The 11,649-nt window shown below is 44.7% G+C and carries 6 protein-coding genes and 2 pseudogenes; 2 read left to right on the top strand and 6 right to left on the bottom strand.

Going from position 1 to position 11,649, the window contains the following annotated elements; translation table 11 throughout:
• Nucleotides 1-95 precede the first annotated feature (95 nt).
• The 6 genes and pseudogenes from ACJHW7_RS24855 to ACJHW7_RS24830 all read right to left on the bottom strand — a co-directional run.
• Entirely contained in the window at nucleotides 96-248 is a 153-nt protein-coding gene (locus tag ACJHW7_RS24855) for a hypothetical protein (RefSeq protein ID WP_410233586.1), read from the bottom strand.
• The gene (locus ACJHW7_RS24850) at nucleotides 249-767 is read right to left on the bottom strand and encodes an accessory gene regulator B family protein (protein ID WP_001327223.1); all 519 of its coding nucleotides are present in this window, start codon (nucleotides 765-767) and stop codon (nucleotides 249-251) included.
• Nucleotides 768-804: 37 nt separating this feature from the next.
• A pseudogene (gene dptH / locus ACJHW7_RS24845) lies at nucleotides 805-5,859 on the bottom strand (DNA phosphorothioation-dependent restriction protein DptH).
• A complete protein-coding gene (gene dptG / locus ACJHW7_RS24840) occupies nucleotides 5,840-7,165 on the bottom strand; it encodes a DNA phosphorothioation-dependent restriction protein DptG (protein WP_000283233.1) in 1,326 nt (441 codons plus the stop codon). Before dptG ends, dptH begins: the two are co-directional and overlap by 20 nt.
• 4 nt (nucleotides 7,166-7,169) lie before the next feature.
• On the bottom strand, nucleotides 7,170-8,819 hold the full coding sequence (gene dptF, locus ACJHW7_RS24835) for a DNA phosphorothioation-dependent restriction protein DptF (RefSeq protein ID WP_001274542.1): 1,650 nt from the start codon (nucleotides 8,817-8,819) through the stop codon (nucleotides 7,170-7,172).
• 223 nt (nucleotides 8,820-9,042) lie between these two features.
• Nucleotides 9,043-9,208 (bottom strand): annotated as a pseudogene (locus ACJHW7_RS24830) (integrase); the annotation flags it as partial.
• A gap of 223 nt (nucleotides 9,209-9,431) precedes the next feature.
• On the opposite strand from ACJHW7_RS24830, the gene ACJHW7_RS24825 reads away from it, so the two are divergent.
• Complete coding sequence (locus ACJHW7_RS24825) at nucleotides 9,432-10,172, top strand: outer membrane protein (protein WP_001477155.1); 741 nt, start codon at nucleotides 9,432-9,434, stop codon at nucleotides 10,170-10,172.
• A gap of 173 nt (nucleotides 10,173-10,345) precedes the next feature.
• Nucleotides 10,346-11,649, top strand: a 1,304-nt coding sequence (locus ACJHW7_RS24820; protein WP_410233585.1) for a phosphoethanolamine transferase, incomplete at its 3' end; no start/stop codon positions are given.

The following is an 11,649-nucleotide window of genomic DNA, read 5'->3' as shown; positions in this document are numbered from 1 at the left end:
GGTCCTAAGACATCAATCATCTGCTCTCCAATGACTAGTCTAAAAACTAGTATTAAGACTATCACTTATTTAAGTGATATTGGTTGTCTGGAGATTCAAGGGGCCAGTCTAGATATTTCCCCATCATCCATTTCCGCCTGATTCACATAAATACATTTCAATAAATCTTCGGCAGACATAACCGTCTGAAAGAATTCGCCGTATGGTTGGGTGACCTTAATTGCATGGATCTCAATAGAATTAGACATTTATAGCCCCTCACCTGGCTCATCATTAGAACTCATATTCCTTAATTCATCAGACACTAATGAATCTGGAGTTACAGGGATTTTAAAATCAGGCTTAACAACGGTAATGGAAAACCATAATATTATAGTTATAATAAGTGATGAAATTAACATGAAATTGACGTCATTTTTTAATCCAAAAAATAAAAAAACAAATGATATGAACCATAAAAATATTGAACAAGATATTCTAACTTGTTTACGGTGCCTTTCAGATAAAGAAATAGGATTTTCGTTCTCGTCATCTCTGGATAAACACTCCGCGGCTAATACGCCCAATGTGGTAATAATAAATGAAAAAATAGAAAAACCCAACTGCGTATTATCTTTTAAAAATAATGGGCCAATCCATATTCCGCAGGTTGATACAAATAATGTCACCAAAGATATAAAAATAAATTTTGGCTGAATAATTCTTGGATATAATCCTAAGATATCTTTCCACAAGTTCACCCAATGTATCATATCATTTCTCGACATGCTTTTTACCCTAACCTTGTACTATCTACAAAAATAATCAAAAAACAAGCTCCCAAAACGCTCTATCTCGCATCTTGCTAACCCGCTTATCCCCATCAACATACAGACTGAAATGTTTTTCAAGCTGCCGAATCTGCCCCATTAACGACTCCTGTTCGCCCTTATCATCCACGTTGAATACAGCCTTGATATCCGCATTTTTAATTTCGGACACACGATGAATAACCCAGGTTAGAATATATGAAGCGTAATTGTTCTCTCCAGTTTTGAAGTGGGTAATTTCCTGCGTTGACAGGATCGCTCCAACACCATATTCACGACCTTCCTTAAGGATCTTCCTCAGACTGGAAAAGTCCTGGCGCATAAAGTTATCTGCCTCATCCACCAGAATCATCTTGGTGAGCTGACGATAATCCCCCTGAATCACTGGCTTGCCGCGTTTTTGCATTTGTGCATAAAACAGATCCAGGGTTAGCGCAACCACCAGGTTTTGAATCTCTGATGAGTAGCCAGCCAATTCGATAACTGTGACACCATCCACCAGATCATACAGACTCGTCATTTTCTCTGGGTCTGTTTCAAATATCTGAAACCCAGCTAAGTTATAAAGCGCGGCGTACAATGAGTCTTCTTCTACTTTTTCCTGAGCCAGATATCGCTGCCACACATCTTCTATGGTCGGTGCAACACGGTTCCAGGTTGAGCGATCATGAGGCACTATTCCTGCTAATTCATAGCACTCCATGATTAGCGTAACCAGTTTCATACGCTGTTTCACACCCAGGTTATAGGCTTTCCCCATTGTTTCAGAAAATGCGATTGCGGTATGTCTGGGTAACATGGGCATATCACCAAACAGTGACAAAGGGTTATAAGGTAGTTACGATAATTGATATTTCTTACCGCCAGTAGCCTTCAGAAAAGCCTCGTCCACATAGTCAGATTTATAATCAAAGATCAGTAAACCAATCGATTTTCCATCAACGTTACAGGATTGGTTACGCATTAATTGTGTCACCAGCGATTTGGTAAATTGCGTTTTCCCGGTCCCCATCGTACCGATGATGCCTGTGTTGGTATTCATAAACTTCGTGGTGTTGGTCGGTTCCCAGAATAACGGGGTTTGCCGTGTAGCGTCATGACCAAATAATACTTGTAAGGGTACAGTGCTGACCTCTGGTGTCGGCTTTGGAATATCAGGTCGTGTGTCTGGCGGTGTCGTTACCTGCACTCCCGATGCTGATGGAGATGGGTGCTCATCACTCTCTGGCTTCAGACGGTATTTATCTGGTACCCGGTAGCGTTCAGCCAATGGCAATTTACCTTCACGGGTAGTGATTAACGAGGATAGTAATGAATAAGGAATTTCGATCTGTAAGATATTCGCTGTCGTCTCTTTATAGGAGAGATCGAAGCAAGATCCGCTGTCTACATGTGCAACAACAAAGCCATTAGCATAGTCTTTTAACTCACCCAACTGATAGTCACCGGTCAACCACCATTCGCGGCGATCCAACAGGGGAGCCAGCTTATCACTGTCCAGCACACCGTACAGCTGAAGTTTCTCTACCTGCATCAGCACCTGTCGAATAAAGAGCGCGCGATAAAGTTGCGATGCCAGTGTATGCGGCTCCAGAATATCCTGCTGTAAATAACGTTTAAGCTCAGCAGCCTGCTGGCCCGCATAGTTGTAATCTGGTCGAGCGCCGGTTTTGACTTCCAGCGGCAGTAAATAGAGACGGTTTTCTTTAAAACCAACAAAGAGCACATCATCAGAGATTGCGCCTTTACGGTACCCCTGTAGATTTCTTGATAAATCGCTTTCCTTCATCTTTAGCCCGACGTTACCAGATACGCGAATCATTTCGGCTACAGATAGCGGTACCCAGCAGATATCAGACTCACTCAGCATGGACTGTACAAATTTATACGCGCCAATGATGCCATATTTCTCTTTGCGCTCTTTTTCACTGGAGCGCAACATCTTCAGCAACCACTCACCGTTAAAAGCATTAAATTCGGCAAGTAGATGCTGGCTATCAACGGCAGATTGCCCGGACTGGCTTTCGGTCTGGAGCAGGCGGAGGAATAGATCGACCTGCTTCGTTACCGTCACTGCATCGTAGCCTGCACAACTAGTGTACTGATCGGAATAGTGGATCAGCACAACATCTTTCTGGCTAGTAAAGAAGTCAAGAGTAACTTTAGGGTCAATAATGGTGGTCCAGAGTGCACTGTTGTAAGAATAATTGAGTAGCTGTTTAAAATTGCCGCTTACGGCCAATCCAATCCCTTGTCCGTGGTATTGACTGTTGCTCTGACGCGCTGGCTGCCACAGGCAGCCCACTAACCGGGCAAGTCGTAGAGCGCAGTAAGATTCAGTATCAACATTCCGCAGGCCAAACGCGGTAAAGTAAGCATCCCCCTGTGTTTCAGCTCCTTCTCCGGAAATCAGCCCATGACACAGTACACCGCTGGCAGCATCCTCAATGCGGATCTGGCGGCAATCCACCGGAGCTGTATTGGTGAAAAACGCCAAATGTGCATAGGCCAATTTGTCGCTTTCTGACGGCAGGACAAATTTGCTGAACGTTAACCGACTGCGTAACAGGTCAATCAGCATATCGGCCTCAGCTCGCCACGCACCGCGGTTCAGGTCAAGGTCGTTTTTAAGCTGTTCATAGCTGCCACTCTCGGCAAAGCGATCAAACATATTTGGCAGCAGGCGTTCATCGTAGCAATTTACATGCACCGAAATAGCATGCTCTTTTTCCTGCTTAAAATATTCCACTAACCCCAGAAACAGTTCTTTCGCTGTTCCCTGATTAATAGCATTAATAATCAATGCATTGTTTCCGGGACTCTGAAATAGCCGGGCGTAGGCTTCGGTAAATTCATTGAGCTTGTCTTTTACCAAACGTTTTACGTAATCGTGGCTCACCTGGCGCTGGGGAACGACATCGATCCAGAAGCGATTTTCTTCCACCGGCTGCAACTGTGCGTATTCGTGTTCACTGTGGTAAACGAATGGCATCAAGCCGGACACCACCAGACGATCAAGCGTAATGGTCGGTAGTGTGGCAAATGACGCTGAGTCGTATTGTTCCTGCTCTGCGCAGATAGTTTGTACCAGTTGTAAATGGTAGGCCAACACTAGGGGATGCAACGGGGAGAGACGTTCATGACTGTCGACATTACAAATACCCAGATGCAGCAGGCGCTTTTCCTGCGCTGTTAACGCTCTGCTCAACTCGATTTGTTGAAGCGCCTGTTCAAAGGTCGTCACTATATGGCTTACCAGCGCGCAGTATTCTGCTGACCACGATACTAGGCTAGGTAAAGTACCGCAGCGCTGGTAGTAGAGGAATAATTGGTCGTAGGCGTTATAGAGATCGGGGTGGATGGCAACGAGTTCATCCAGCGCAAACGCGCTATCGTCATCTCCTGTCCCCAAAAGACGTTGATCAACTAATGAGGCTTCCAGCGCCAGTAACTGCTGGCGAACACCGACAACCTTGTGTTCGGTATTATCAAGAATGATACGACCCTTCAATCGGTTCCAGGACGCATTCCCGTCTTCTTTGAACAGTTTATTGAAACGACTCTGGTCAAAAAGTAGCGGTAAGGTTAACCCTTCTTCGGCTCCCGGCCCTTCGATATTGAATGCCAGACAAGAATCACCTGAAACAAGCTTAAATTGGATCAGATCGCTTTGATTTGCCAGTGTTTCAAAATTCACCAATGCATAATGCTGGCAGTCAATATCACCATTTTCTTCATCCAGTATACAGACTTGGCTACCCGACTCAGCGATTCGTAGTTCGTTGTCTTCGCGTTGGAGTGTGATTTGTGGTTTACCTGGCTCGATACGGAAACAATGCTGAATATCGTCTAGCCAGAATTGTCCTTGTCTGACCAGTAACAGGCGGAACTTGTACTCTTCGGCTGAATTATTGCGATTAGTCAGTTCGAGGCTAAAGAAGCAGGGATTCCCATCGAAAGGAACCGACGCCATAATACGGGAGCTTTTACCCCCTGCACGACTAATTCGCCAGAAACGCTCTTTTTTTAACTGACGATGATGCGCAATTTTTATCTGGTTATCCTGAAGATCGTTGCCCTGAAAGCAAAACTCCAGCTCAGTTTGCGATTGTTCGGGTGGTACCTGTACCAGTAGGCTGATATCGCGCTTGCCTGCTTTACTTGCGCTTTTCGCCCGTTGCCAAATCACGCCATTTTCGACCGTGATATCATCCAGTACCAGTTTTTGTTCGCGGTTCTGTTCTTTTTCGTTTAGATAAACAGCGAAATCAAGCTCGCGCCAGTCGTCTTTATCATTGAAATGTTCCTGAATAAATTTGGCGCTGAATTCAGTTAATACGTTCTCCAGTTGCCCACTGTAGCGTTCAACGCTGTCCTCGATTTGACGAAATAACTTCCTGTTTTCATTCAGTCGGGTATGGAGCTGTTTCTGGCTAAAATTCAGTAGTTCATCATCTTTAAACAGCGATAGCTCGGAGAAATCCAGATTGCCGTCATCCAGCAGGCGATACAACGACGAGAAGCCAAATACGGTCGCACCTTCATCCAGTACCGTTGTTCGTTGATCCTTTAATAAGCAACGCGACAACTCTGAACGGTTGTTGTCCGTCGTGATCAACTTTTCCAATTCATGACTGAAGGTTTCGGGGTGCCAGATAGCTCCCGGTGCCGCGACGTCTTTTGTGCTGTTAATCAGGGTGTCCAGCATGCTGTTATGAATAATCAGCAGTGCAGTTTTGGCAAACACCCCGCTGCGGCCAGCAACTTCATCGCGTAAATGGGATATGTAGTTTTCCGTGAATGCTGGCGCTGCGGCTCCGTGCAGCACCGGAATAAGCTGAATACCATTACAGGAGAGACAGGCAAGGCGCTGCTCTGGCGCAATTTCCAGATGATTGTCACCTGCCAGGTCAACAAAAGCCTGCCAGAGTTGTAGAGCATTGTCAGGGTCAGGAGATTTAAACTGGTAACGCTCACCAGGTTGAATAATGCCACTAACCCATTCAATAAAGGTTTCCGCCAGATAGGTTTCATACTGTTTTACGGACATACACGGCGTCTCCACTGTCACTCATTCGCTCCACATTTCCCATACGTTCATAAAACGCTACCAGCGTTTGTGCCGACTGGTTATCCAGATAAAATCCGCGCTGTTCAAAGCCGCGCAGCAACTCATGCAGGCGTAGTTTGTCATTTTTACCCACAGTGAGATTGGTCAGCAGCAGCAGACGATCCTGATTCAGTACCAGTACTTTTCCCGCCCGACCACGTACCTGAATGAAATCGGTGCAGATCTGGGTTTCAAGCTCGTTGATGTATTTCCGGTTAACTGTCGCACGATCAGATTTCTTATCCTGAAACTGTTCAACAGCAACGGTTAATAATTGTTTAAAAGCTTCTTCCAGCGTAACGGCTTGCGTATACTTCGATGCCGAAAGCTCGCGTTTTTCGATAAACTCCTGCAAATAATTATTGAGATCTTGCAGTAATTGAGATGAGTTATCAGAAAAATTTAAGCAATCCTGATAGACCTGCCAGAGTGGACGCTTCTTATCTCCTTTTATTTGTAGAACTTCCAGCGCGGAGAGTATTGGGAAAAGTTTTTCACTTTGACGAGCGAACCACTTATAACCAAAGCGTTTTATTTGATCCCGTTCAGAACTGGCTTTTTCAGTGTCGAGAATAAAGAAAAGCGACTTACTTTGTGGCTCGCCGTCCTGCCAGTTGTCCAGATTGAGCGCTAGCTGGGCACACCAGCTAAAGGCATATAAACGCAGAGTATTAGTCAGTTCTTGTAACAAATATTGAGGGTGTTCTGCCAAAAACGCCAGATCAGACTGAAAACAAGTCACCAGATAGGGAAGGTAGGGTTGTTCTTCAGAGAATGGGCCTTTTCCCAATAACTTTATTTTTTCATTGAGCTTATTTAGCATTTGCTGCTCAATGAAGTTCAGCTTATCCTGGATAGGATATTCCAAGCTGAAATCTCCCATTAGATTAGCAAACAGAGTGCCAAGGCGTTTATCGGCCATTGAAGCGCCACTTATTTTTTCGCCATCAAACTGAGCATGAAATAGTAAAAAAAGCGGAGATACACGAAAGATATCTTCACTGGAAAAATACATCCGTTCCAGTACAGTCCAGAATGCTGGTTCATCAAGCAATTCTTGCAAATGAGCCTTGCAATCATCGCGAAATTGACTGGGAGTATAGGCATCAATTTTACGCTTCAGGGCGTAACTAAGCACCAATCCGGTGACAAATTGCCAGTTAATATCATTGTTTTTGTTACGTATCGGCAGATAACTATCCAGTTGATTATTACCTACTTTTAACGTCGTTGCGATAGGGTACATTCCACTAACCCTCCATACCGCTAATGGTGATCATGTCGTCGTCCGCTTTAGCGCGATAAACTCGCCGCCCACCAGCATAAAACTTGATTTCGCTGCTGGATTTGGCCTGTTCAGTAATCAAATCAACGATTTCGTCCAGTAGAACAATGGCATTTTTATCGTATTTATTGGGGCGATAGCCATTGTTTAATTTGTTCAAAAGTTCAAATAAATTAAGTCCGATACGAACTGGTAACAGAGAGTTTTGCCCAACTTTTAAATGCACGTCGAAGCCAGTAGGGTGGGCCGTATTTTTATTGCGGATGGCCTCCCAGTCAGGTTTCAATTCGACTGGCGCGGTTATTTTTACCCCACCATATTCACCTAAAAAGAACTCTTCTTTTTGCATACTCAATTCCGGCGCTTTGCGGTTTGCATAGCGCTGAATACCAGCAATAAGTTCGGATGTATAAAACCGGTTCAGTGCTTTTTTCTGCTCTGAGTCAGCGATGTAATTTTTGTGCAGATGCCAGATTTCTGAATAATGCTCAAATAAAGATTCATTGAAGAATACGGAAAATTTCTGATGATAATTATTCCCCAGAGATTCATCCTGCAGCAACCAGAAGAGCCGAATTAATGAAGCCGCATCACCCGGATTAACGCACTGGCGATCAAATCTAATGTGTAATGGCGCGAGTGCAGCTAAAAAATCATCCAGTTCAGGGTCAACCAGGCCCAATTCGTAGCGCAAAATAAACTGATCGATTTCATAGGTGTGCAGCCTAGCAGGATCAAAATCAGAAACTTTTTTAATCAGGTCGTTTTCTGCCCCAGTGAAAAGATTATCAAATAAATACCCCGGCCCCATAAGCAAATGATGCAGAAAATCCAATAGAGTTCGGGTTGTCACAAACTGATCTTTAATCAGGCGGGCCTTAAAGAGCTGAGTGATGAGAACATCCTGAACACCCGGCAGACAAAGTAATTTATAGTTAGCAACTTCTTTCAGCTCAGGGTTAACGGTCTCATCATGTCGAAAAATAAACTGAAACAAATTACTATCATCATTACGGGTTAAATTATCCAGTAATGTTTTAATAAACGATGAATACTGTTTTTTTTCATTAAACTGGAATTTAGGGTAATGCTCAAAGTCAAAAAAAGAACAATGCCCACTGCGGTATGGGCGGCTTTCTTCCTGATCTGCTGACAAGAAAGAATCGATCGCAGTGCGGATCGCCAGATGGCATTCAGCACCTTCTCTGGCAAAATTGGCGAGCATCCCGGTATTGATGCCTATAAGCAAAGGAGATGAGTATTGGTGATGATTGCTAAATAAATCATTTAAAGCATCAATAGCTGATTGCCGGGGAGCAAAGCTGTGTGTTGCATCCAGATGAAAACTAAAGCGCTGCTGATAACGAGGGTTTGACTTACAACGGGTCAAAATTTCGGACTTTCCATCACCACTACTGCCACACAAAAAGATGATTTCACCGGGCTTAGCAACATCCAGATAACGTTGCAGCTCAGTTTCAATTTCTTGTTTAACAAAGAGTTGTTCTTTTAACTGATCGAACTCATCCTTTTGACGATGCGTTACCGTGGTTACGGAAAACGAAGATGACTTCGCAAGTACACCCAACGCTTTACGTAATGTGATTGCGCTCATAACTTCATGTTCTCAAAAGTAGGATTATACCTATTCTATAAAAGCTATCCGCTGATATCTATAGGCACTTTGAGACATTTATTACGGGCAATTTTAAAATTGTATCTTTTCCATCCGTACACAAAACACATCCAGAGATGGCGGGGAAAATCCATCTATCAACCAGTTCCACTTTGGAAATTGCTTGATTAGTAGTATCTTAATCAAACACATACGCTAAATATTACCCCCGATTGATTTTCGCATAGTCAAACAGCGTAATCGATCTCTCCCTATTCGCATCCAGAAAATCAGCCCACCATACTGCAAATCAGCTCGCGCTCATCCAGATGTTCTGCCTTATGGATATACGCCCCCTTACCGATGTGACTCATCTGACGTTCAGCCGCTTTATCTCATGTTGTTCTGGTCTCAATACTTCCATGCCGTTGCAATTACCTCTTAAACCAGCCCTTACCATTTTTATGGGTACGATAAGAAAACTTTATCGGGCACGATCGATTTTATCGATCGATTCGATCGAAAACATTCCTTTTACCTTATCTTTTTCATGGTCTTAGAATGAGCAACCCCATTTATCGTTCGGGGAAAGTGATAGCGGAGATGATTGAAATGAATAAGGTTATTGCGGTTTCAGCGCTTGCCATGGCAGGCATGTTTTCGACCCAGGCTCTGGCTGATGAAAGCAAAACAGGCTTTTATGTGACCGGTAAAGCAGGTGCTTCTGTTATGTCACTTGCAGACCAGCGTTTCCTGTCGGGGGATGGAGAGGAAACATCAAAATATAAAGGCGGTGATGGCCATGATACGGTATTCAGTGGCGGTATCGCGGCCGGTTATGATTTTTACCCGCAGTTCAGTATTCCGGTTCGTACGGAACTGGAGTTTTACGCTCGTGGAAAAGCTGATTCGAAGTATAACGTAGATAAAGACAGCTGGTCAGGCGGTTACTGGCGTGATGACCTGAAGAATGAGGTGTCAGTCAACACACTGATGCTGAATGCGTACTATGACTTCCGGAATGACAGTGCATTCACACCATGGGTATCTGCAGGGATTGGCTACGCCAGAATTCACCAGAAAACAACCGGTATCAGTACCTGGGATTATGGGTACGGAAGCAGTGGTCGCGAATCGTTGTCACGTTCAGGCTCTGCTGACAACTTCGCATGGAGCCTTGGCGCGGGTGTCCGCTATGACGTAACCCCGGATATCGCTCTGGACCTCAGCTATCGCTATCTTGATGCAGGTGATAGCAGTGTGAGTTACAAGGACGAGTGGGGCGATAAATATAAGTCAGAAGTTGATGTTAAAAGTCATGACATCCTGCTTGGTGTGACTTATAACTTCTGACGACACTGCTCCTGAACGATAATACGTATATTTAGCAATTAAGATAATTGCGTATCTTCTGCAATTAAACAGAAATACCCTGCAGTCTATTACTGCAGGGTTATCTGTTTCACAGATAATTTCTGATTTTTATTATCCTGTTCTCTTCATCATAATGTTGTCGATATACTCCGATGAATATCAGAAAACTGTTTTGTCCGGGAAACACACCCCGGATTTTATTGTTTTTATTCTTTTTTGTTGTTTCTGCAATAACCACAATTGCATGCGGATACACTGAGAAGAATGCCACAGGAAATGTGCTGCTTCTGTTTCTCCTTCTTCTCCTTGCACACAGAAATACCCTCACATCCATTACAGCGCTGTTATTTCTGTTCTGTTGTGCACTGTATGCGCCTGCGGGTATGACGTACGGTAAAATCAACAACAGTTTTATTGTCGCGTTGCTGCAGACCACGGCTGATGAGGCTGCAGAGTTTACCGGGATGATTCCTGTTTATCATTTTCTGGTCAGTGCCGCGATTCTGGTATTCATGGTGATTTTCTGGCGGACACACCACCGCGGTCACCGTAACTGGCTGGCACTGCTGCTATTCGTATTATGCTCTGTAAACAGCTGGCCGTTGCGGATGGTTAAAGGAACTGTTGTGGGGACAACTGACACATTGCGTGAAATGCAGCGTTATAAACAACTGAGTCAGCACGGGGCTGATAACTGGAAAATCCTGCCGGGTGTGCCGTTGTATGACACGATTGTTATCGTTACTGGTGAGAGTGTGCGCAGGGATTATATGTCGGTATATGGCTATCCCGTGCCAACCACGCCGTGGCTGAATACTGCTCCCGGTTTATTTATTGACGGCTATACATCGACAGCAGCCAGTACCGTACCTTCCCTGAGCCGGACACTGATTTATGACTATGAGCAGAACCCTGACTCCGGCAACAACGTGGTGGCGCTGGCAGCAAAAGCAGGATACAGCACATGGTGGATATCCAATCAGGGAAAACTGGGAGAGCATGACACACGCATCTCTGTTATTGCTTCTGATGCGGAGCATACCGTTTTCCTCAAGAAAGGCAGCTTCGCTTCCCGTAAAACGGATGACATGTTGTTGTTACAGGAAACAGAACGTGCGCTGGCGGATAAATCCTCGCCGAAGGTGATTTTCCTGCACATGATTGGCTCTCATCCGAATCCGTGTGACCGACTTAACTCCTGGCCGAATTATTACCTGGAGCAGTATCCCCGAAAGATTGCCTGTTACCTCGCCAGCATCAGTAAACTGGATAACTTTCTCGGTCAGCTTGATGGTATCCTTCGCCGGCATTCCCGTCACTTTGCAATGCTTTACTTTTCTGACCATGGGCTGTCGGTCAGCGACAGTGCTAATCCTGTTCATCATGATGGTCATGTGCAGGGGGGCTACAGCGTTCCCCTGATTATTACCGCCAGTGACATCACGTCTCATCAGTC

Source organism: Escherichia sp. WS1152, assembly GCF_046487665.1.
Taxonomy (GTDB): domain Bacteria; phylum Pseudomonadota; class Gammaproteobacteria; order Enterobacterales; family Enterobacteriaceae; genus Escherichia; species Escherichia coli.
Note: the sequence above shows the minus strand (reverse complement) of the source record. Positions and strands in the feature narration are given on the sequence as shown.